The following is a 20,947-nucleotide window of genomic DNA, read 5'->3' on the forward strand; positions in this document are numbered from 1 at the left end:
GCCTTTCGACGTGATGATGGTGCACGGACCGCACGGGTCTGCTCGGGGCGGTGACGCTCGGTTGCCCGCCCCTCCGACTGGACCTCTCTTGCCCGCATACGCGCTGATCAGACCCATGACCGGGAGGGTCAGTGCACATGGCGGCTCCCGGTCGGGGCGGGGCTGCCCCTACACCCACGTACTACCGGTGAGGCAGCTTCGTGCGTGCGGAATCGGCGGCGGAGTGAAGGGCCCGTCCCGTCCCGCTCGCGGCTGCCGAGGCCCCGGAGCCGACGGTGTCGATCGCCGCGTGCACATGTCCGCCCGCCCTCACCGCCGCGCGGTGGGCCTTCTTCCGGCCTCGCCGGGTCGCGGTGCGGGCACGGTAGGCCGCCGACGGCTTGCCGTGGGTGTCGGCCGCGCCGAGCAGCAGAGCGCCGAACAGCCCGAGGCGCTGGGCGAATACGAGGAGTTGGTCCTTCCGCAGCTCCGGGTCCTCCTCCTTCCACCACGCGTACTCGGCGAGGGTGGCCGGCACGAGGCTCGCGGCCAGGACGAGGGAGGCAGTACGAGGGAGCCGCCCCAGGGCGAGCAGCCCGCCCGCACCGATCTGCACCGCGGCGTTGAGTTTCACCACGCGCAGCGGATCGTCGACCTCGGCCCCCAGGCGCCGCGTCCATGACTCGGTGCCCGCTGCGAGGGGGAGCGGTCGGCGCAGCGCACGTGCCCCCTCGATGACGAACGGGGTTGCCAACAGCGGGCGGGTCATTCTTCTCAGGACAGCCATGTATCCCCGTGTGCCCCTGGAAGCATGTGTCACACGCGGCGGCCGCCCTGTCCGGTGGAGTCTTCACCTTCTTCTCCGGCATCCGTGTCCCGGGCAGCCTCGCCAGGGGACGACCGTGGGCGAAGGGGCGTCACGGAGGAGGCTCCGGGACGGGCACTTGTCCCTCGGAACCCCCGCTCCAAGCGTGGGTGCTTTGCTCCAAGATATTCGGCGGTCCTGCTCAGCTGAGCTGCCAGATGCATGCCCCGCCCAGGACGAGGAGCAGGCAGATGGCCAGGTTGGTGCGCCAGTACGTCAGGCAGATCGCGACGAACTCGCGGATCATCGCGCTGGGCCAGAAGTACGCGGCAGTGGGTGACCCGACGACGTGGCCTCTGACCCCTGTCCGGCGGGCCGTCAGCGCGGCGCGGAACACGTGGTAGTTGTTCGTGACCACGACACACCGGTAGTCGGGCTTGGCCTTCTCCATGATCGATTTGCTGTACCGCAGATTCTCCTCGGTCGTCGTCGAGCGGTCCTCGCGTTCGATCAGGGCGGCCGGGAATCCGCGTTCGATCAGGTACTCGGACATCGCGTGCGACTCAGGAAGGGTCTCGTCGGGCCCCTGACCGCCGGAGGCGAGGAGTACGGGCTGCCTGCCGCGAGCCGTCAGCCTCGTGTGCAGGGCCCGGGCCCGCTCAAGTCGGCCGGCCAGCAGCGGCGACACCGTGGCGCCGTTGATGAGACCGGCACCGAGCACGACCACGTAGTCGGCCTTGCGGTGGATGTGGAGGCGGCCGTAGAGAAACGCGTAGACGACGAAGCAGACGAACAGGAAGGCGATGTAGCCGGCCAGGGCGAGCACAGTGCCGGTGACCACCACCAGGGTGTCGTTCTTCAGGACCAGCGCGGTGATCATCAGTGCGAGAAGGACCACCAGCGCGAGTCCCGTCAGCAGGGACAGGAGGTTGGCGGGGCTTCTGCCCTCCTTGCGTACCATCGTCACGCCGTTGGAGATCAGGAACCAGGCCAGGATGACGATGCCCACCGCCACGATGAGAAGCAGGGCGATACCGATCTCCCTTCCCGTGGCCGGCTGCGATCGGGCGAGTTCGGCGAGCCAGGCGGCCGCGGCGAAGATGAGCGACAGCCCCAGCAGGACGGCGTTGCTGAAACGCCGCCGCTCGTGGAGTGTGCCGATGCAGAAGGCGACGAAGATCAGGACCGCCGGGACGTAGGCCAACATGCGCACATGCTAAGCGGAGGGCCGGGACGCCCCTGAGGAGGCCGGATCATCGACGCGGAGGGACCGGGAGGGCCCCGAGCCGAAGCCACGTGGGGGAGGGCAACGTGGGGGAGGGCAGGCTGTCACCTCGGCGGGAGCGGGTAGGGGTGGACGCATGAGGCTGATGAGCGAAGGCGAGCGGCAGCCCGCGTCGGGCCGGGGGAACACGTACGCAGCCGTCACGGCGGCTGTGACGGGGGCGGCGGCCCTCGGGAGCTGGGCCGTCGCGCCGGACACCCGCTGGTACCGCTCGTTGTCCAAGCCGCCCTGGCAACCGCCGGCCCGGCTCTTCGGGGTCGTATGGACCCCCCTCTACGCGAGTGTCGCCTGGGCCGGTGGGCGAGCCCTCGTGGCAGCCCGTCCGCAGGAGCGCGGGGCCCTGGCGGTGAGTCTCGGCGCGAACCTCGCTGTGAACACGGCTTGGAACTGGATGTTCTTCCGGATGCGCAGCACGAAAGCCGGTCTGGTGGGGACCGTACTGCTCGATGTGAGCAACGCGGAACTCATCGCCCGCGCGGCGAAGGCCGACCGAACGGCTGCTCTCGCCCTGGTCCCGTATGCCGCTTGGTGCGGGTTCGCCACCTTGTTGAACGCAGACCTCGCACGCCGGAACAGGCGCTGATCCGACGTCGGTCGGCGCGCTCATCCGTTCCGTGCCGCGCGCTCCCGGCTGCCCGGCACCCGACGCGAGGCGGCCGAGTCGGCCTCGGGCGCGTCCGGGGGGCGGTGGGTGACCTGCTGTCGGAGCGGTGAGCGACGTGCTTTCGCGAGTCATGGGGATGCGGCGGGGGACGACGGGCGGTCTGCGGATGTCATTGACATGTCCAGGACGGATTGAAATCCTGCGAGAGCGCCTTCCATCGATGTAAACGCCGCCGCCGACTCGTGTGACGCAGCGGAGGCCGACCTTGGAACGGGACCATGAAACTCACTGGCCGTCTTTCCCGCGCCGCCGCCCTTGCGTTGTCCGGCGTGCTCGCCCTCATCATGTCCCTGTCGTCCGCGGAGCAGGCTCGGGCGGAACAGACCATCAGGGCCGCCGACCCGAGTGTGATCCGGGTCGGCGGCACCTACATATCGGTGCAGTCGGCCGGTGGGGGCATCGCCGTCCGGCAGGCGTCCTCGACGGCCGCTCTCGCCTCGGCGCCCGCCCGGCAGGTGTGGTCGGACGCCGCCGGTCTCGGTGAGGTCTGGGCTCCGGAGATCGTCACGGACAGCGGCCGCTACTACATCTACTTCTCGGCCGGCCGGGGGGCAGCCCACCGGATGTACGTCATCAGCTCGGCGAGCCCGGACAGTGGCTACACCAGGGAGAGCCGACTGGCCCTGCCGGACGGCAAGTGGGCGATCGACGGCACCCTGTTCACTTTCGGTGGGCAACGCTGGTTCGTCTGGTCCGGCTGGGCCGGTGACACCAACGTCGAGCAGAACCTCTACCTCGCGCGTATGAGCACTCCCACCACCCCGACCGGCGCACGCCACGTCATCTCCCAGCCACGGGAGAGCTGGGAACGGGTGGTGGGCAACCCGTTCATCAACGAGGCCCCCGAGGCCATCAAGGACCCGAACGGGCAGTTGCACATCGTGTACTCCGCCAACGGCAGCTGGAGCGACCAGTACTGCCTGGCCGACCTGCGCCTGCGCCCCGGAGGCGACCCGGCGTACGTCTGGGACTGGTACAAGTCCAACGGCTGCCTGTTCGGCTCCAACCGGGCGACGATGATGTCCGGCTGGGACCCGACGCTGTACGTCAACGGTCCCGGCCACCACAGCTTCGTCCTGCTCAACGGGGACATCAGCACCAGCCCTCCCGCCGGCCCCCGATTCCCCTCGATGTTCCACGCGGTGCCGAAGGGAACGCCGTACGCGTGGGAGAACCGGTACTGGTATACCGGCACGTTCGCCTGGTGGGGCAACACCACCTACAGCCGCGCCAATGTCCCGGGCCCGACCACCGACACGGGCTGGAGCCTCAAGTTCTTCGAGTAGAGCAGCAGGGTGCGGCGCGGGTCCGTGGAACCGGAGCCGTCCGGAGGGCGCGTGAGGATGCGTTCCCGGCAGGGGTACCACCCCTGCCTGCCGCCCTCCCCTTCGGGGCGCCGGGCAGCCGCCCTGCCATGCACATGTCCCGCCGCGCGAACAGCGCTGAGCCCGGACCTCGGGGAACGCTTCGGGCGGTGCGGTCCATGGCCCCGGGTGCCGCAGATACCGGGCGTAAGCATGTCCAAGAAGGGCACATGAGAGCCAATGAGAGGAGGCATCATGAAGCCACTGGACTCCGCGCCCCCGGACACGGAGAGCCGCAGGCCCGTCGAGCGCGGAGCGTCCGTGCCCGAGGGTGTGAGCCGGGAGGGGACGCGCCGGCCGGCCGGGGAGGATGAAGGGGATCCGAAGCGGGGCGCGGAAGAAGACCCCAGGGAGCGGGTCAACCGCCGCTGGAACGAGATCCTCCAGGAGACCAGGGTCGCTCAGACCGGTATCCAGATCCTCTTCGGCTTCCTGCTCAGCGTCGCCTTCACTCAGAGGTTCGAAAGGCTGGGCGACTTCGACCACCGTGTCTACGTCGTCACCGTCGTCCTCGGTGCCGCCGCCATCGGAGCCCTCATAGCGCCCGTCGCGCTGCACCGGTTCCTTTCCGGCTCCCAAATGAAGGACGAAGTGGTAGCCGTCGCCGGCCGGTTCATGGTGTGCGGCATGGTCCTGCTCGCACTGACCATCGGCTGCACGCTCCTTCTCCTGCTGCACACCGTACTCACCGACCTTCTGGCGGAGATACTTGTCGGCACCGTGATGGCGTGGTTCGCCGCGGCCTGGTTCGTACTCCCCCTGGTTCTCAAGATGCGCTCGGGCCGTGGCGTCGACTGAGTGATCGAGAAGCGGCTGCTGGGCTGCGTCCGAGCCGGACGCGGAGGGCTCGGGCCACGAGGGGCGTCTGGATGCCGAGCATCTAGACGCCCCTCGTTCCGCGCGCCGAAGACCACCTTCCTGCCTGCTCGGCGAATCGGCGGGACGCGAGCACCGGGCGGAAACTTCCGGTAGCTCCTCCCAGCTCCCGGCGATGTCCCCCAGTGCACGTTTCAAGGGCTGCGCACCGCAGAACATTGCTGTCAGTCATCACAGGAAACCTGTCATGGCGGAGGTAGACATCTGGTTGCTGCTGGGTTATTGTCTTGTCCGTAGCCAAGAGATCGAGCAGGCCCGGCAGAGATGAACTGCCGGGAAGTGACACGTAAGTGCAGGTCGGTGCGGTGGTGGAGTTCCGAAGCCGGAGTTAGGCACGATGGCGACGGGGCTGACGACCGGACCGGGTGGCCCGCAGGTGCAGGGGCCGCCGCGAGTACCACGTAGCAGCGAACAGAGCAGCACCTCGGTAAAGGCGTCTGGCTGCGGGCGCGCGTACCGGGACGTTCGGCAGTGGGGTTCCAAGCCAAGAGCAGACGCAGGACGGGCGACGGGGCTGGCTGCCGAAGTGGCGCTGTGAGAGGCCACCAGCGGTTCGAGGTATCAGCGGGCAAGCAGTTTCCGCTGAGTAGGTAGTTGATCCCAGAGGAAGAACGGAGGAGTTGAACGCCATCAGGATCGCCCGGGTGAACGATGTGGGCCCGGGTACCGCAGAACATCGATAGTGAGGTGGTCTCCGGTCAAGCAACCGCGATCCCCGCAACCCCCGGACCTCTTCCCGGCCGGTATGCGGAAACACAGAGCCGGCGTAGCCAATCGAGGCCGGCTGATGGTGTAGCAGTTCCTTCGGGGCCCTGGTGTCACTGGCACCAGGGCCCCTCCCACGCGTGCTCCACAGGAAGGTACAGATGACAGCAGACGACTCGTTCGGCCGTCTCGATGACGACGACTACCCCGCCTACACGATGGGCCGGGCCGCCGAGATGCTCGGCACCACCCAGAATTTCCTCCGCGCCATCGGTGAAGCCCGCCTGATCACCCCGCTCCGCTCCGCCGGCGGGCACCGCCGCTACTCCCGCTACCAGCTGCGCATCGCCGCCCGCGCCCGGGAACTCGTCGACCAGGGCACCCCCATCGAGGCCGCCTGCCGCATCGTCATCCTCGAGGACCAACTCGAGGAAGCCCGACGCATCAACGCCGAATCCCACCGAGGCAGCCAGTCGGCCGGCACACCGCCCGCGGCTTGAAGCCCTGCGCGCCCGCCGGAATACCGGCGGGCCCCACGCCGACCGGCCGGTGAGCAGGAACGCGCACGGGCGCGGTAGTCGCGGTGACGACGGGGCCACCCGCGAGGAGGGGGTCTTCGACGTGCGGTGGTGGTCCCCACCTTGGGAGGGTCGGTGAGCTCCGCGCCGCCGACCTTGATCCTGGCCTTCGCCTCACTCAGCCCCGCGCCGGGGTAAGCGGCCCGGTGGGCCGGTGTGCGGCCGGGGTGCTCCGTGCGATCGGAAGACGAGATGCCGGGCCGGACGAGACACGGTCCCGCAGGGTCACCGTGGCACCGAGTCGGTGCTTCAGCTCTCCCCGCTCCCGGCCGTTTCTGTCTTCTTCGCCTGGCCGGGCGGGAGGCGGGGGGACTCGGTCACCGTGGCGCTCGGTGTCGCCGGTGCCGATGTGGCCTGGTCACTGGGTGTGGCCGAGGCGGTGGAGGGCTTCGACGTGGTGGGCGCTGTGCTCGGAGTGGGTTCAGCCGAGCGGGTCGAGCCGTTCGAGTCGGTGCCGTCGGTGGGCTCGCCTGCCGTATCGGGGGAGGCGGAGGAGGAGGTGAGCCCGGGCGCCTCGGCGGAATGCGAACCGGCGGCAGCGTGCGGGGTGGAGGACCGAGCCGTCGAAGGCGGTGTGGTCGTTCCACGCGGTGCTCCGCGGTCGGGAGCGTGAGTGCTTTCGGTGGGAGCGGTGGAAGTCCCGGTCGCGCTCCGGTCGGTGTCGGGCGGGGCAGAGCTGCCGGTGACCGCGAATACGACTGCTGCGACGGCGGCGAGCGCCACACCCCCGCCCGCCATAAGGGTGCGTCCTCGTGTCCGTGCGCCGAGAGCGGCGTTCTCGTCCCTGTCGAGCAGCCGATTCGGGTGCGTGAGGTCTGCCGGCTCGGGGTCGGCGAAGAGGTGCACGGTGGTGGCCGGCGAGCCGGCCACCGTGGGTGCCGTATCGGCCAACGCCGTCAGAGCGCGGGCGCAGTCATGGGCCGTCGGGCGGTCCTGATCGTTCATCGCCGTCATCCCGCTGAGCAGAGCACGGAATGGTTCCGGTGCGTCGGAAGGCAGCGCAGGCTGACGGTGCAGTCGGGCGATCGCGGCTTCGACGGGGCCGCCGCCGTACTCGAGCCTGCCCGTGAGGCATTCGAGGAGCACCAGACCGAGGGCGTAGATGTCGGCGGGCCGCCCCACGGGCCGGCCGAGCACCTGCTCGGGAGACAGGTAGGCGGCGGTGCCCATGAGCGTGCCGGTCGCGGTGTGGGTGGTGGCGTCCAGCGGCCGGGAGATGCCGAAGTCGGCCAGGTAGGGCCGCCGCGCGGAGTCCAGGAGAATGTTGGACGGTTTGACGTCTCGGTGGACGATTCCGACCTCATGTGCGTGAGCCAGCGCCTGGGCAAGGCCCACTCCGAGTTCAGCGGTCACAGCGGGGTCCAGCGGCCCCTTGGTGATGCGCTCCTTCAACGTGGTGCCTTCGATCAGCTGCATCACCAGAAAGGCGCGCCCGTCGTGGTGCCCGGCATCGAAGGCGGTGACAAGCCCCGGGTGATGCAGTTGGGCCAGGATCACTGCTTCGCCCCGCCAGCTCTCCTCGGCGTCGATGCAGGCATCGGGCCGAAAGACCTTGACCGCGACCGGCCGTTTCATCCGCAGGTCGAAGCCCCGGTGGACGTCCGCAACACCGCCCGAACCGAGAAGCTCGTCAAGTCGGTACCGGCCGCCCAGCACCTGGGCGTGAAGCCGGGAAGCTGTGGCCTGAGCAGATTCGTGCAGCCTCATTCCCTCTCCTACTGAGTCGGAGGGCTTACGCCAGTCGGTGATCCGGACCCGACGCACCTTCAGACCTCGCGTACCCGCGAAGTGCCGTGTAACGCCCCGCCGCCTCGTGGGCCGCCGTCGGCGCTTCCCGATGCCGGATGTACGAGGCCCGGGTGCCGCCCAGAGGCGCCGGCCGTCGGAGGCGCGGGCATCGCGGGGCATGCCTTCCCTCTCGACGGCAGCGAGGTGAGGCCGCTTCCACAGCCGCCCCTCGTCCCCTGTACGGCAGCACCCCGGCCCGTTGCTCCAGGACCGCGAAGTGGACCGGGTGCTGCGGCTGGTGGTCCGGGCAGGAGGCTGCGGCCTTCGGCCGCCCGCCTGGGTTTTGGCTCAGACGGCCTGCGGGTGACCACCGTCGCCCTCGACCACGAGCCGGTCGGTTCCGGGCTCCTCGGCTCCCTCGACCACCGTCACGTCGATCACCCCGTCACCGGTGGTGTCGAACTGGTACAGGTCGGCCTTGCCGTCACCGGTCGTGTCCGTCATCCAGACATCGGGCTTGCCGTCCCCGTTGGTGTCGGCGCTGAGAACGACATGGTGCTCATCGCCCTGCGTAGGAACTACTTCCGCGTTGTCCTCAATAGCGTCCATGAAAGGGCGGGTGCCCCTGCGCCCCAGCCCGAAACCGCGGCCTCGCCACCTCGGAATCCGAGAGACCGGCCTTCGGACAACTCGACCGGCCGGACAAGACGCGCCCCCGCCGACCAGGGCCCCGAAGGGCGCTGGTCACTTCCGCGCCGCCTGAGCGCCAGTTGCCCCGTGCCGGGCGAGTCGTCGCTGCCTCCGTTCGGGCGCAGCCGGGCGCTGGGCTGTCCGGATTCCGTGTCGTACGTCCGACGTCGCGGCCGCCCACCGTCCCCGACGGCTCTCACCGGACCCGCTGGCGCCGGGGCGGCCGAAACGTCCGACCCGGTACCGGGATCAGGCCGCGACGAGTTCCTGCGCGCGGTCCGGCGTCCTGACCTTGGGCTTCTTGTTCGGCAGTGAGAGCCGGAAGACCTTGTGCCACGCGGAGAACACCTGCTTGGGCAGCGGGCCGGTGACGTATTCCAGCTCGTACTTTTCGAACAGTGCGCGCACCTTCACCGCGACCTCGGCGTACCGGTTGCTCGGCAGGTCGGGAAACAGGTGGTGCTCGATCTGGTGGGACAGGTTCCCGGTCATGAAGTGCATCGCCTTGCTGCCGCTGATGTTCGCCGAGCCCATCATCTGGCGCAGGTACCACTGGCCGCGCGTCTCGCCGTTGATCGACCGGCGCTCGAAGACCTGCACGCCCTCGGGGAAGTGCCCGCACATGATCACCGAGTGGGACCAGACGTTGCGGACCAGGTTCGCGGTGAACGTGGCGGCGAGCGTGGTGACGAACGACGGGCCCGACAGGAGCGGGTGGATCACGTAGTCCTTGAGCACTTGCTTGCGGATCTTGCGGCCCACGGCCTTGGCCCGCGCGCGGAACTCCGGGCTCGTGCGGCGGTGCTTGGGCAGGTTCTTGCCGAGTTCCAGGTCGTACGCGGCGATGCCGTACTCGAAGAAGCAGGCGTTGATGAAGTTCCACAGCGGCTGGGCGAGGTGGAGCGGATGCCACTTCTGGTCCTCGTCGACGCGCATGATGCCGTAGCCGAGGTCGTTGTCCTTGCCGATCACGTTGGTGTACGTGTGGTGCAGTTCGTTGTGCGAGTGCTTCCACTGCTCGGACGGCGAGACGTGGTCCCACTCCCAGCTGGTGGAGTGAATCTTCGGGTCCCGCATCCAGTCCCACTGGCCGTGCAGGACGTTGTGGCCGATCTCCATGTTGTCAATGATCTTCGCCACCGACAGACCGGCGGTGCCGATCAGCCACGCGGGAGGGAAGATCGAGAACAGCAGCACGCCCCTGCTGACCAGCTCGAGCTTGCGCTGCGCCGCGATGACCTTACGGATGTAGGCGGCGTCCTTCTCGCCGCGGCTGCTGATCACCTCGTCGCGGATCGCGTCCAGCTCGCGGCCCAGCTCCTCGATCTGCTGCGCGGTCAGGTGGGCGGTGGGGTCAATGGCGGTCAAGGTGCTCCTACCGTTCGATGTCGCAGGGGCCCGCCGCGGCGGACACACAGGTCTGGATGAGGACGCCCGGCGCGGCCTCGGTGATCTCACCGGTGCGCAGGTCGCGGACGGCGCCCGCCTTGAGTGGCGAGACGCAGCCGAAGCAGATGCCCATGCGGCACCCGGAGGGCATGAGCACCCCGGCCTCCTCGCCGATGTCCAGCAACGGCGTGGCGCCGCCCGCGTCGGCGGTCTTGCCGGTGGCGCTGAACGTGACCTTGCCGCCGTCGCCTGCGACGACGATGCCGGGGCGGAAGCGTTCGGTGTGCAGGCGCTCCTCGACGCCGTGCTCGGTCCAGTGCTCTTCGGCAGCGTCGAGCAGGCCTGCGGGCCCGCAGGCCCAGGTCTCGCGCTCGGCCCAGTCGGGCACGAGTTCGTCGAGACGGGCGATGTCGAGCATGCCGTCTGTGTCGGTGTGCACCTCAGTGAGCCGCAGCTTCCCGTCCGCGACCAGGCCGTGAAGTTCGTCGCGGAAGATCACGTCCTGCGGCTGTGGCGCGCAGTGGACCATGACGACGTCGTCGAGCTCGATGTCGCGCAGCATGCCCATCACGGGCGTGATGCCGCTGCCGGCCGTCAGGTAGAGCACCTTGGCGGGCGTGGCTCCCTGCAGCACGAAATCACCGGCCGGCTGGTCGAGCTGGATCAGCGTGCCCGGTTTCGCCCTGCGGACCAGGTGGTTGCTGACCTTGCCGTCCGGGATCGCCTTCACAGTGATCGTGACGCGGCCGTCCTGGCGGGTGGTCGGCGAGGTGAGGGAGTAGGCGCGCCACAGGCGCGTCCCGTCGACGTCGACCCCGATCCGCACGTACTGGCCGGCCGTGTGGCCGCGCCAGCCCCGTCCCGGTCTGATCACGAGGGTCGCTGCGTCACCCGTCTCGGGGTGCACGGCCTCGATGCGCCCACGCAGGTCGGCGCCCGCCCGCAGCGGGCTGACCAGGTCGAGGTAGTCCGACGGCAGCAGCGGCGTCGTGACCATCTCCAGCAGTTTCCACGCCCTGCTGCGGAGGGCTGCACTCGTCATGAATCCAGCTTGCTGCGCCTCAAGGCGTAAAGTCCTGACCGCAGGACGTAAATCTGGTCGGCAGAATTGTTCGTAGGGAACAAAACGTGAGCCATGCAATCCGGAGGGCCAGAGAACTGGCGCTGGACGAGACGACGGTCACCGCACTTCGGGCCGAGCTGAAGACCACCGCCGACGAGGTGGTCCAGGCGATCATCGACGAGGTCCCTTCCTACGCCAACGCCCTCTCGGGCCGGATGGGCGGCACCATCCGCCGAGCCGTCCGCACCGCTCTGGGGCACTACCTGGACCTCGCGAGCGGGAACGCCACAGGCGGCGACGCCGGTGACGCGGCCTACGAGCTGGGCCGCGGCGAGGTGCGCGAAGGCCGCTCGATGGACGCCCTGCTCAGCGCCTACCGCGTCGGCGCCCGCGTGGCCTGGAGATGCCTGGCAGCGGGCGCCGTACCCGCAGGTCTGCCCGCCGCCGAGGTCGCCAAGTTCGCCGAGCTGACCTTCGCCTACATCGACGAGCTCTCCGCCGCGAGCGCCGCGGGCCACGCCGACGAACTGGCGGCCCGGGGGAGGGCCCACGAGCGCCACCTGGAACACCTGGCGCGCGCCCTCCTCGCCGGCGCGAGCCCGGACGTGCTGCTGGCCTCCGTTCAGCTGGCCGGGTGGCAGCCTCCGGTTTCGCTGACCGCGGTCCTGCTGCCCGCCGCCCAGACCCGGCCGGCCTACCGCGTGCTCGACCCGAGCACCCTCGTCCTCGACGATCTGCCGGATGCCACCGGTGTGCTGCTCGTGCCCGATGCCGACCGTTCACATCTCCTGCGGCAGCTGAAGGAGCGCACCGCCGTCGTCGGGCCGGCCCGGCCATGGACTCGTGCGTCCGCCTCGTACGCCCGAGCCGTACGCGCGCGGTCCCTCTCCGCTGCAATTTGCGACACCGAGGACCACCTGCCCGAACTGGTGCTGAGCGCCGACGCGGACGCGTTCGCAGACCTGCGTGCGCGAGCCCTCGCACCGTTGCGGACCTTGCCTGGCGCGACGGCGCGACGGCTGGAGGAGACGTTGCGGGCGTGGCTGCTGCACCAGGGCAGGCGGGACGAGGTGGCGGCGGAGTTGTTCGTCCATCCCCAGACCGTGCGGTACCGGATGTCGCAGTTGCGGGAGCTGTTTCCGGATCTCGCCACGCCGCGACGAGTCCTTGAACTGACGCTGGCGCTCGGTCTGCGGGGCGGCTGATACGGGCTCCGACCGTCCACGACTGCGTCCGCGAGTGGTCCGGGAATCGTGCCTCGTTCTCCGTGTCCTCAGAGGGCCCATCGGCCTGGTGAGGAGCGGTATGAGGCGGCTGAGGCCGGGGGTGACGTGAAGACCGATGTGAAAACCGGACTCGGCCCAGGGACGCCGTCGGGGGAGCTGTCTCTGAGAATCACGGTGGGCGGATGCGGCTCGACCGGATCCCGTGGACGATCTGCACCGGCCGGCTCATCGGCATCTGGTGGCCGATTCGGGCCGCTCCCAAGGAAACGGCTTGAACGCCGTCGTGGAGGTCGCTGTCCTGGCACGAGCCGACCCACGGGCACGCGGTGGGCTGCGGCCGGGTTCTGCGGCGCCCCCGCGCCTCCCTTCCGACACGTCAAACCCGACGACCGGCGGGATCGGCCTGGCGCACGCGCAGGGGATGATGGGGCCGGAATGACGGAACGTGAGGTCAGGAGCTTTCATGGCGATGCGGGTTCACCGACCCCGTGAGGACGCGGAGTTCGATTTCATCCTCGGGATGAGCGCGGTTCCGGTCCTCGCGTACTTCACCGGGACCTGGCCCAAGGCGATCGAGCCCTGCCGAGTGATGGACCTCGTCGTGGGTGGGATCGCCGACGAGTACCAGGGCCGCCTTACGGCCGTCCGCATCGACATCACGCGTTGTCCGGCCGTCACCGAGCGATACGGCATCACCGGAGCCCCGTCCTGCGTCCTGCTGAAGGAGGGGGAGGTGGTGGCGCACGGCGCGGGGCCCATGACCGTCCCCGAGGTGCGCACGCTCCTGGGCGACCACCTCTGAGCGGGGTCTGCGGTACGCGGCTGCGACGCCCGTCACGTCTCGCAAAGGGCCCCTGCGTGTACCGGTGGGGATGATCAGGCCGGGCTGGATCTGCTCGACCGACTCGCCGTTCGCGCGGCGTCGCAGCACGGTGTGCAGCAAGGAGTGTCGACTTCAAGCGGGGGAGGCCATCGCCGAAGCTGTCCATCGCGCGCATCTCGCGGGCCCACGTCGGGGTCATGGACGCACGGATGGCCCAGAACGGGGTCTGGCGGTACACATGCGTTGACCCGGACCATCGTCGAGTGCCTGGCAGCCGCCGGCCTCCTGCCGGGCGCCTACGCCTTGGTGCCGACCACACCCCGACACCCATGGTCGTTCGCTCTGCGACGGGCCGGGGCCGTGCTGCCGGTGGCCGTCGTGATGGCCTACCGGGTGCGGACGATCTCGCGCGCAGAGCGCCCCGTCCTGCGGGCGGCACGGGCGTTGCTCACGCTCGTGGCACTGTTCCTGTGCTCATTCGCCACGTGCTACCTCACCCTCTCCCTGGCAGGCCCCGGCGCCTTCAGCGACCCGCTGACCCGCGTGAAATCCCTGTACTTCACCATCACCGTCTTCCCTACGGTCGGGTTCGGAGACGTCACCCCGGTCAGTGAGACGGGCGAGGATCGTGGTCTCACTGCAGATGCTGCTGAACCTCGCACTCCTCGGCACAGGGATCCACCTGGTCGTCGGCGCGGCCCGCACACGGCTCCAACGCCCGGACACCGCGGCGAAGGCTACCAGCGACAGGATTGGTCGAACGGTTGATGCCGGACGGTCCGCGAGGTGTTCCGGGCCGCACTGCCGCAGGCGCCCGGGTCCCAACCTTGCTGACACGACTCGCCGCCGACGAGGTCAACGGACGTCAGCTTACGTATCGCCCTCTGAGATCCTGGGGTCATGCCGGAACTCGCGATACTCGGCTTCCTCGCCGAAGGCCCCCTGGACGGTCACGAGCTGCGACGGCGCATCACGCACCTGACCGGCTACAGCCGTCCGGTCAGTGACGGCACCCTCTACCCGGCGATCAGCCGGCTGACGAAGGCCGGGCTGATCGAAAGGCGCCCTGCACCCGAGTCGGGCGGCGGCCGGTACGTACTGAACCTGACGGATGCGGGACGCGAGGACATGCTGCGGCGGCTGCGGGAACCGGCCGAGCACGAGATCACCGACTTCTCCCGCTGGTTCGCGATCCTGGCGTTCCTCTCGCTGCTGCCCGACAGGGCCGAGCAGCGCGCCGTGCTGCGCCGCCGCCTGGACTTCCTGGAGGCTCCCGCCAGCTTCTTCTACGACGGCCACACACCGTTGCGCGCCGAGCAGGTCAGTGACCCTTACCGGCGCGGCATGATGCTCACCGCCCGCGCCACCAGCCGCGCCGAACGCGCCTGGCTCCACGAGGTGCTGGACGGTAACGGCATCCCAGGGGCGGACGGGCAGCCCCGCCCCAGACCCACACCCGTGATCGGAAGGACTGAACATGCTTGCGTCCTGGTACGACCAGCAGGGCCCGGCCGCCGAGGTGCTCCAGTTCGGTGAGGTGCCCGAGCCCACCCCCGGCCCCGGTGAGGTGCGTGTCCGCGTCACTGTCTCCGGCGCCAACCCCGGCGACACCAAGAAGCGGCGCGGCTGGACCGGCTCGGCCATGCCCTATCCGCGGGTGATCCCGCACAGCGACGCCGCCGGCGTCATCGACGCCGTCGGCGATGGCGTCGACGCGCGCCGCGTGGGGCAGCGCGTGTGGGTGTACGGGGCCCAGTCCTACCGCCCCTTCGGGACCGCCGCCCAGTACACCGTTGTCCCCGGCGACCTCGCCGTCCCGCTGCCCGACCACCTGTCCGACGACCTCGGCGCGGGCCTGGGCATCCCCGGCATCACCGCGCACCGCACTGTCTTCGCCGACGGCCCCGTCGACGGCAAACTCGTGCTTGTCAACGGCGTCCTGGGCGGGGTCGGTTCCCTGGCCGCCCAGCTCGCCCGCTGGGGCGGGGCCACGGTCATCGGCACCGTGCGACGCGGCACCGACCTGGGGCGGATCGATCCCGCGGTCGTCTCCCACGCCGTCGCCCTCGATTCGGGCGATCCGGCCGCCGCGATCCGTGCGCACGCACCCGCCGGCGTGGACCGGATCATCGAGGTCGCCCTGTCCGCCAACGCCGACCTGGACGACGCCGTCGCCGCGAACGGGGCCGTCATCGCCGCGTACGCCACCCGCGACGACCGCACCGAGATCCCGTTCTGGACGCTGCTGTTCAACAACGTCACCCTGCGCCTGCTCGGCAGCGACGACTTCCCCGGCCGGGCCAAACGCCAGGCCGCCCGCGACCTCACCGCCGCGGCCGCCGTCGGCGCCCTCACCGTCGATGTCGGCGACCGCTTCCCGCTCGCCGACATCGCCAAGGCCCACGACCGCGTTGACGCCGGTGGCCACGGCCGCGTCCTGATCGACGTCCCCCAGTAGAGAAGACCTGGCGGAACCTCCTTACTCCTCCCACGGTCGTTGCCCGGGCATCGGCCGGGTGGCCCCCGCCGCCGCTACGGTCGCGATCAGGGCGTTTCCCATGAGTGCATCTGACTTACGGGTTGGTTTCGGACGAGCGTCGGCGGGCGAGAGCGACGCTTGTCAGCGTCGTGATCGCCATGGCGCCGATGCCGACCAGCGCCGCGGTGGTGTAGGCGCCGTCGTCGGGGAAGAGGTGGCCGGGGCCGGTGCCCGCGGCGAGGATCAGGCCGCCGACGGCACTGCCCAGGGAGTACCCGACGCTGCGGACGACGTAGTTGAAGCTCATGGCGCTCGACGTCTCGCTCCTGGGGGTGACGGCCAGGATGACGCCGGGCATCGCGGCCGAGAAGCCGCCGACGCCGAAGCCGAGCACGCCCATCGCCGCGAACAGTTCGACCACGTTCGACCGGGCCGCCGCGAACAGGGCGAACCCGCCGCCGACCACGACGGCGCTGCCGGCCAGGAGCAGGGGGTCGGCTATCCGCGTCCGGACCCGCGGCGTGAGCTTGCCGGCGACGAATCCCAGCACCGAGAACGGGATGAGGACCAGCCCGGCGACGAAAGTCGTCAGCCCGAAGCCGTAGCCGGCGCGGTGCGGCGTCTGCGCGTACCGGGTGATGAGCGTGAGCAGGAGGTACATGCCGATTCCGCCGACGAACATCGCGAGGTTCGCCCCGGCAACCGCCGGGTGCCGCACCGCCCGCACATCGACCAAGGGCGTCGTGCTGCGCAGCTCGATGACGACCCAGACGCAGAGCAGCACCACCGCGGCAACGGCCAGGCCCACCGCCCCGGCGAGGTGCCGGCTCCACAGATTCCGTTCGCCGGCGAGGAACAGCACCAGGAGCAGCGCAGCGGCCAGGACGACCGCACGTGCCACGCCCACGTGGGCGGATCGGCCTTCGGGGGCTTCGGGCAGGGAGCGCCACGCGGTCAGGAGGGCGGCGGCGGTGACGACCAGGCCGAGGCCATAGGCGGCCCGTACTCCGCCGAACTCGGCGAGCAGTGCGGCCAGCGGGTAACCGACGCCGGCCCCGATGATCGAGACCACCGAGATCAGGGCGATCACGGCCGCGCTGCGCTGCTCGGGGAGGTGGTCCCTGGCCACGCCCATCATCAGCGCCGTCAGCCCGAGCCCGACGCCTTGGGCCGCCCTGCCGGTCAGCAGCCACGAGAACGGCAGGGGCAGGACGGTGAGCGCGCTGCCGGCGACGACGACCGCCAGCGTGGCGAGGATCGCGACCCGCCGGTGGGGGCCGGCTCCGAGCCTGCCCAGGACCGGCGTGGCGACGGCGCCGCTGAGCAGTGCGACGGTCAGCGTCCACTGCGCGCTGCCGAGCGAGACGTGGAACGAGGTGGCCACGCTGGTGATGAGCGGCGTTCCGAGGCTGGCGACCGCCGCCACGACCAGGGCGATGAACACCAGGGCCGGGACCAGCGGCCATGCCTCGGAATGCGCCCTCGGGAACGTCTTCACCGCCTTCCCGCCGACCGCCTCTCCGCCGACCGCCTCTCCGCCGACCGGCTGCCCGGTCACTGCTTCGGCCCTTCGCGGTCGTGACTTTCGAGCTCGGCCAGACGCGTCAGCGCGGGAAGCGCCTTCACCAGCGCGTCGACCTCGTCGCCGGTGAGCTCGCCGATCAACCGCTCGAACGCGTGGACGCCGGCCTGGCGCCGCGTCCGGACATAGGAGGCGCCGGCGTCGGTCAGGCACACCAGCGTGACCCGCTTGTCGGACACGTCACCCTGCCGCTCGACCAGGCCGGACGCCTCCATGACCCGGACCAGGGTGGTCATCGCGGGCTGGGTGACGCCCTCGACCGCGGCCAGATCGGTGATGCGCCGCGGGCCGGTCCGGTCCAGGGTGGCCAGGGTGGCCGCGGACGTCAGGCTCATGTCCCGGGGCAGCCGTCTGGCGGCCCTGGTGGCCAGGCCGTAGAGGGCTGCCCCGATGGCGGCGGACGCGGCGGGAGCGCTGTCTTGACGACTCATGCTCGGAGCATAACAGTTTTATATTCATAGCTTATGAAAATGCCCCACTCGCTGTCCGCCTCTTCGCGATCGGCGAGTTCCGGGACATCGCGGCCGGCGACGACGCGGAAGCCGGGGCCGCCCGGGTCGAGCGCTCCCGCGTGATTCGTGATCCGTGAACCGGTGCGGCGGTTCGTGTTCCTCCGAGAGGAGGCCGTCCTCGACTACCGGATCTGCGAAGCAGAGGTGAGGGGCCCCAGCTTGGCTACCTGCTGACCGCATGCGCCCTGGCGGCAGTCTCGCTCGGCATCAGCCCGTCGGCAGCCTCCCGGGGTATGGGGCCGCAGGAAGTCATGCACGGCTACGACGGCAACTTCGTCTTCGTGGAGCTGTTGTGGGCCCACGACGCCATCACCCGGGCGTTCGAGGCGGAACAGGCCGCCCGCGTGGCTGCCGGTCCGGCCCGCGCTCCGCGACGGTGACCCCGCAGCCGTACGGCGAGCCCGGGGGGCGAGCAGCGGACTGGCGGCCCCGTCCCCGGTCCCGTCCCCGGTCCCGTCCCCGGTCCCGTCCACGGAGCCCCCCAGTCCCATCTGCACCGGGACGTCGTGGCGTTCACCGGCGCGACCCCGGCGAAGGTCGCCGACGAGCCGTTCCTCGCCGTGGACGACATCGCCTGGCCGGGCCGATGAGAACACGGCGGACACCCGGCGGAGCGTGAGGTCCGTGTGGACCGCCGGGCTGGAGGGCGGTCCGGCGGCGTACCCGGCCAGCGGTTCCATCAGAACCCGAACGCGTAGTCCCCAGCCGTCGCCATCTCGCGCTCATCTGAGCGTCGACCTACCGAGCAAAGTCAGTTCCTGGGTGCGGGGGCCGACGAGCCCGATGGCGACACGGTCGCCGCGGCCGTCCGGGTGGCGGGCCGGCGGCCGCTTCGCCCGGACGATCACCCCCGGTCCACGCTGACGGCCGGCTGCGCGGCCGCACTCATCCACAGACGCCCAACCAACGGCCCGTGCCCCCCCCGTGCCTGACACCAGCTCAGTTGGACCGAAGGTGCTCGGCGGCGGCCTGGTAGGCGTCCGAGGCTCGGGCGAAGTAGTCGAAGAGGACGGCGAGCTGCTCGGGCGTGTACCCGGCGAGGAGCTCGCCGATGCGCCGTCGGGCGGGGGTCATCACCTCGTCCAGGCCCGCGGGCTTGCCGATGGGCTCGACGATCACCTTGCGCCGGTCGTCCGGGGACGGTGCGCGGCGTACGTACCCTGCCGCTTCGAGCCGGTCGATCAGACGGGTGGTGGGGCCGGTGGTCAGGCCGGTGCGGGCGCCGAGTTCGCCGGGGGTCATGGGCCCGGTGAGCCCCAGGACGTTGAGCGCGTACAGGTCGCTGGCACCCAGTCCGCACGCCTTGGCGCTGGCGTGGCTGTGCAACATGACGGCGCTCAGATACCGGCGGTAGGTCTCGCTCGCGTCGGACGGCATGGCAGGCGTTGACATGTGCTCCTCCACTCCATAATCTCTTCTTAAGCGAAGAGACATCTTCTGAGAAGAAACATCTTCTCGGCATCTTCTCCACCTGTGAAGCTACCACGGAGGCGGAAACGTGCGTACGAACTCCACCACCACGAGCACCGCTGCCACGGCCCTGGAGGGGCCCACCGCTCCCACCGGCCCGGCAGCCAAGCCGACGAATCACCGCCGCACCGTGAAGCGGGTCCTCCTCGGAGGCGCCCTGGTCACCGTCCTGGCCGCCACGGGCGGGTACTTCTGGCTCGACGCCACCTCCGGCCCCAAGAACCTCGGCAAGGCGGACTGCACCGCCATCGTCCCGTCCCTCACCGCCACCGCGTCCGGCAAGGCCACGGCCGACGACCAACAGGCCGTCTGCGCCACCCTGAGCCGGCTCACCGACGCCTGGGGCCGCGCCGACGCGACCGGATACGGCGAACAGTTCACCGCGGACGCCGCTTACACCACCTACGTCGGAACCCACTACCAGGGCCGCCAGGACATCGCCGACGCCCACCGCGCCCTGTTCGACGGCTTCGTCAAGGGAACCAGCCTCGCCGACTCCTTCCTCGGCGTCCGCTTCTACGGCCCCGACACAGCCGTAGTGACCAGCCGCGGTGACACCTACAAGGAGGACCGGCCGTCGGCCGCCGACCTGACCAAGACCCAGACGTACACGCTCGTCCGCGAAGGCGACGGCCACTGGCGCATCGCCGCCTTCCACAACACCCAGCGCAAGAACGTCATGGAGCGCCTGTCCTTCCTCTGGGACCCGGCCACCGCCCCCGAGGCCGAGAAGTGACCACGCCCGCCCCCGACGCCCCCGAGCAACGACCCTCACCCCCTGCAAGGAGTCCGATATGACCACGCCCGACCGCGCCGAGGACACCGCCGCCGTCCACGCCCTGCTCCGCCGAAGTGCCGACGCCTGGGCCGCGGGTGACGGAGCCGCGTACGGTGCCTGCTTCACCGAGGACGCCACCGACGTCACGTACGTGGGCACCGTGTACCACGGCGGCTCCGAGATCGGCCGCGCCCACCAGGCCCTGTTCGACAGCTTCCTCAAGGACACCCGGCTCGACACCGACGTCGTCTCCCTGCGGTTCCACGGCCCGGGCTCGGCGGTGGCCGTCACCCGCGGAGCCGTACGCAAGCACGGCGCCAAGACAGGGCGGCTCGACAAGATCGCCACCTACACACTGGTGCGCCGGGCCGACAGCTCCTGGGGGATCGCGGCCGTGCAGAAGACCACCCGCCGCCCCCTGATGGAAGCGTTCTCCTTTCGCATGCGGCCCGCGACCCGCCCCGCGGCGAGCTGACCATGGAGCCGCGGAGCGGCAGACGTTCGACCGCAGCGGTCACCGCAGCCGGCGGCCGAAATCGGCCGGGCGTTTGCGTAGCACCTTGCCGATGCCGGCTACCGAGTGATCGCGGTGGCCCGCGACAACAGCCGGCTGAGACCCCTCACCACACGCCCGGGTGGCGGCCACGACCGGCTCGCCGAGACCCGGCCGCCGAGGGCGGTGTACGCCGCACCGGTCAGCTGATCACCCGAACCAGCGTCCACCTGCTGCTCAGCAACACCGGAACGGCCACCACCGGGCTCTTCACGGCTTCCCTCTGCACCGGGCCCGGGGACGCTTCACGTGAACAGCCGTGCCGTCACCGCCCTCACGCACCCCTTCCTGAGCAGGGTCCCCACCGGATACGCCCCGCTGAAGCGTCCGAGCCCCGGCCGTCATCTGGCCGGCGGGCGCCACGGTTGCCGCCCGGGAATCGGTGAAACATAAGAGAA

General features: G+C 70.2%; 20 protein-coding genes and 1 pseudogene. 12 read left to right on the plus strand and 9 right to left on the minus strand.

Features of this window, described 5'->3' with window-relative positions; translation table 11 throughout:
• Positions 1–181: 181 nt before the first annotated feature.
• Together E6R60_RS14590 and E6R60_RS14595 are read right to left on the minus strand one after the other, a co-directional pair.
• Complete coding sequence (locus tag E6R60_RS14590) at positions 182–748, minus strand: DoxX family membrane protein (protein ID WP_240802552.1); 567 nt, start codon at positions 746–748, stop codon at positions 182–184.
• Positions 749–986: 238 nt separating this feature from the next.
• Positions 987–1,991 (minus strand): YdcF family protein, encoded by a 1,005-nt coding sequence (locus E6R60_RS14595; protein ID WP_136326976.1) that lies wholly within the window; start codon positions 1,989–1,991, stop codon positions 987–989.
• 154 nt (positions 1,992–2,145) lie between these two features.
• Between E6R60_RS14595 and E6R60_RS14600 the strand changes: the two genes are divergently transcribed.
• From E6R60_RS14600 to E6R60_RS14615, 4 genes are all read left to right on the plus strand, one after another.
• The gene (locus tag E6R60_RS14600) at positions 2,146–2,652 is read left to right on the plus strand and encodes a TspO/MBR family protein (RefSeq protein WP_240802553.1); all 507 of its coding nucleotides are present in this window, start codon (positions 2,146–2,148) and stop codon (positions 2,650–2,652) included.
• A gap of 299 nt (positions 2,653–2,951) precedes the next feature.
• Positions 2,952–4,019: a glycoside hydrolase family 43 protein gene (locus E6R60_RS14605; RefSeq protein WP_136326977.1), complete on the plus strand. Its 1,068-nt coding sequence runs from the start codon at positions 2,952–2,954 to the stop codon at positions 4,017–4,019.
• Positions 4,020–4,292: 273 nt separating this feature from the next.
• The gene (locus E6R60_RS14610) at positions 4,293–4,895 is read left to right on the plus strand and encodes a DUF6328 family protein (RefSeq protein ID WP_240802554.1); all 603 of its coding nucleotides are present in this window, start codon (positions 4,293–4,295) and stop codon (positions 4,893–4,895) included.
• A 944-nt stretch (positions 4,896–5,839) separates the two neighbouring features.
• Positions 5,840–6,178, plus strand: coding sequence for a MerR family transcriptional regulator (locus tag E6R60_RS14615; RefSeq protein WP_136326978.1), 339 nt, complete (start codon positions 5,840–5,842; stop codon positions 6,176–6,178).
• A gap of 327 nt (positions 6,179–6,505) precedes the next feature.
• Here the strand turns inward: E6R60_RS14615 and E6R60_RS14620 are convergent, their stop codons facing one another.
• From E6R60_RS14620 to E6R60_RS14635, 4 genes are all read right to left on the minus strand, one after another.
• Positions 6,506–7,963, minus strand: a complete 1,458-nt coding sequence (locus E6R60_RS14620) for a serine/threonine protein kinase (RefSeq protein WP_136326979.1) — start codon at positions 7,961–7,963, stop codon at positions 6,506–6,508.
• 369 nt (positions 7,964–8,332) lie between these two features.
• Positions 8,333–8,593 (minus strand): hypothetical protein, encoded by a 261-nt coding sequence (locus E6R60_RS14625; protein WP_136326980.1) that lies wholly within the window; start codon positions 8,591–8,593, stop codon positions 8,333–8,335.
• A gap of 330 nt (positions 8,594–8,923) precedes the next feature.
• Complete coding sequence (locus tag E6R60_RS14630) at positions 8,924–10,042, minus strand: acyl-CoA desaturase (protein WP_136326981.1); 1,119 nt, start codon at positions 10,040–10,042, stop codon at positions 8,924–8,926.
• A gap of 7 nt (positions 10,043–10,049) precedes the next feature.
• Positions 10,050–11,105: a ferredoxin reductase gene (locus E6R60_RS14635; RefSeq protein ID WP_136326982.1), complete on the minus strand. Its 1,056-nt coding sequence runs from the start codon at positions 11,103–11,105 to the stop codon at positions 10,050–10,052.
• An 86-nt stretch (positions 11,106–11,191) separates the two neighbouring features.
• On the opposite strand from E6R60_RS14635, the gene E6R60_RS14640 reads away from it, so the two are divergent.
• The 4 genes from E6R60_RS14640 (at position 11,192) to E6R60_RS14665 (ending at position 15,633) form a co-directional block, all read left to right on the plus strand.
• A complete protein-coding gene (locus E6R60_RS14640; RefSeq protein WP_136326983.1) occupies positions 11,192–12,331 on the plus strand; it encodes a PucR family transcriptional regulator in 1,140 nt (379 codons plus the stop codon).
• Between the two features lie 484 nt (positions 12,332–12,815).
• Positions 12,816–13,154: a thioredoxin family protein gene (locus tag E6R60_RS14645; protein WP_136326984.1), complete on the plus strand. Its 339-nt coding sequence runs from the start codon at positions 12,816–12,818 to the stop codon at positions 13,152–13,154.
• A gap of 921 nt (positions 13,155–14,075) precedes the next feature.
• Entirely contained in the window at positions 14,076–14,711 is a 636-nt protein-coding gene (locus E6R60_RS14660; protein WP_136326986.1) for a PadR family transcriptional regulator, read from the plus strand.
• On the plus strand, positions 14,653–15,633 hold the full coding sequence (locus E6R60_RS14665; RefSeq protein ID WP_136326987.1) for an NADPH:quinone reductase: 981 nt from the start codon (positions 14,653–14,655) through the stop codon (positions 15,631–15,633). The genes E6R60_RS14660 and E6R60_RS14665 overlap by 59 nt, the downstream gene beginning before the upstream one ends.
• Before the next feature lie 115 nt (positions 15,634–15,748).
• Here E6R60_RS14665 and E6R60_RS14670 read toward each other — a convergent pair whose 3' ends face one another.
• Both E6R60_RS14670 and E6R60_RS14675 read right to left on the minus strand, forming a co-directional pair.
• A complete protein-coding gene (locus E6R60_RS14670; protein ID WP_136327116.1) occupies positions 15,749–17,152 on the minus strand; it encodes an MFS transporter in 1,404 nt (467 codons plus the stop codon).
• A 56-nt stretch (positions 17,153–17,208) separates the two neighbouring features.
• Complete coding sequence (locus tag E6R60_RS14675) at positions 17,209–17,667, minus strand: MarR family transcriptional regulator (protein WP_240802556.1); 459 nt, start codon at positions 17,665–17,667, stop codon at positions 17,209–17,211.
• 314 nt (positions 17,668–17,981) lie between these two features.
• Between E6R60_RS14675 and E6R60_RS36695 the strand changes: the two genes are divergently transcribed.
• The gene (locus E6R60_RS36695) at positions 17,982–18,128 is read left to right on the plus strand and encodes a hypothetical protein (protein WP_168713603.1); all 147 of its coding nucleotides are present in this window, start codon (positions 17,982–17,984) and stop codon (positions 18,126–18,128) included.
• A 96-nt stretch (positions 18,129–18,224) separates the two neighbouring features.
• A pseudogene (locus E6R60_RS37360) lies at positions 18,225–18,338 on the plus strand (AraC family transcriptional regulator); the annotation flags it as partial.
• Positions 18,339–18,687: 349 nt separating this feature from the next.
• Here E6R60_RS37360 and E6R60_RS14685 read toward each other — a convergent pair.
• Entirely contained in the window at positions 18,688–19,125 is a 438-nt protein-coding gene (locus E6R60_RS14685; protein ID WP_136327118.1) for a MarR family transcriptional regulator, read from the minus strand.
• Positions 19,126–19,246: 121 nt separating this feature from the next.
• Between E6R60_RS14685 and E6R60_RS14690 the strand changes: the two genes are divergently transcribed.
• Both E6R60_RS14690 and E6R60_RS14695 read left to right on the plus strand, forming a co-directional pair.
• Complete coding sequence (locus tag E6R60_RS14690) at positions 19,247–19,954, plus strand: SgcJ/EcaC family oxidoreductase (RefSeq protein ID WP_240802558.1); 708 nt, start codon at positions 19,247–19,249, stop codon at positions 19,952–19,954.
• 58 nt (positions 19,955–20,012) lie between these two features.
• Positions 20,013–20,471: an SgcJ/EcaC family oxidoreductase gene (locus E6R60_RS14695; RefSeq protein ID WP_136326988.1), complete on the plus strand. Its 459-nt coding sequence runs from the start codon at positions 20,013–20,015 to the stop codon at positions 20,469–20,471.
• Positions 20,472–20,947: the final 476 nt, after the last annotated feature.

It is taken from the genome of Streptomyces sp. A0642, from assembly GCF_004795105.1.
Classification (GTDB): Bacteria; Actinomycetota; Actinomycetes; order Streptomycetales; family Streptomycetaceae; genus Streptomyces.

Bases quoted from the DNA above. Each gene is read 5' to 3' on its own strand.
- E6R60_RS14590 (WP_240802552.1), bottom strand. From the start codon at position 748: ATGACCCGCCCGCTGTTGGCAACCCCGTTCGTCATCGAGGGGGCACGT.
- E6R60_RS14665 (WP_136326987.1), top strand. From the start codon at position 14,653: ATGCTTGCGTCCTGGTACGACCAGCAGGGCCCGGCCGCCGAGGTGCTC.
- E6R60_RS14635 (WP_136326982.1), bottom strand. From the start codon at position 11,105: ATGACGAGTGCAGCCCTCCGCAGCAGGGCGTGGAAACTGCTGGAGATG.
- E6R60_RS14595 (WP_136326976.1), bottom strand. From the start codon at position 1,991: ATGTTGGCCTACGTCCCGGCGGTCCTGATCTTCGTCGCCTTCTGCATC.
- E6R60_RS14695 (WP_136326988.1), top strand. From the start codon at position 20,013: ATGACCACGCCCGACCGCGCCGAGGACACCGCCGCCGTCCACGCCCTG.
- E6R60_RS14660 (WP_136326986.1), top strand. From the start codon at position 14,076: ATGCCGGAACTCGCGATACTCGGCTTCCTCGCCGAAGGCCCCCTGGAC.
- E6R60_RS14625 (WP_136326980.1), bottom strand. From the start codon at position 8,593: ATGGACGCTATTGAGGACAACGCGGAAGTAGTTCCTACGCAGGGCGAT.
- E6R60_RS14685 (WP_136327118.1), bottom strand. From the start codon at position 19,125: ATGCCGTCCGACGCGAGCGAGACCTACCGCCGGTATCTGAGCGCCGTC.
- E6R60_RS14610 (WP_240802554.1), top strand. From the start codon at position 4,293: ATGAAGCCACTGGACTCCGCGCCCCCGGACACGGAGAGCCGCAGGCCC.
- E6R60_RS36695 (WP_168713603.1), top strand. From the start codon at position 17,982: ATGGGGCCGCAGGAAGTCATGCACGGCTACGACGGCAACTTCGTCTTC.
- E6R60_RS14605 (WP_136326977.1), top strand. From the start codon at position 2,952: ATGAAACTCACTGGCCGTCTTTCCCGCGCCGCCGCCCTTGCGTTGTCC.
- E6R60_RS14620 (WP_136326979.1), bottom strand. From the start codon at position 7,963: ATGAGGCTGCACGAATCTGCTCAGGCCACAGCTTCCCGGCTTCACGCC.
- E6R60_RS14675 (WP_240802556.1), bottom strand. From the start codon at position 17,667: ATGAGTCGTCAAGACAGCGCTCCCGCCGCGTCCGCCGCCATCGGGGCA.
- E6R60_RS14645 (WP_136326984.1), top strand. From the start codon at position 12,816: ATGGCGATGCGGGTTCACCGACCCCGTGAGGACGCGGAGTTCGATTTC.
- E6R60_RS14600 (WP_240802553.1), top strand. From the start codon at position 2,146: ATGAGGCTGATGAGCGAAGGCGAGCGGCAGCCCGCGTCGGGCCGGGGG.
- E6R60_RS14615 (WP_136326978.1), top strand. From the start codon at position 5,840: ATGACAGCAGACGACTCGTTCGGCCGTCTCGATGACGACGACTACCCC.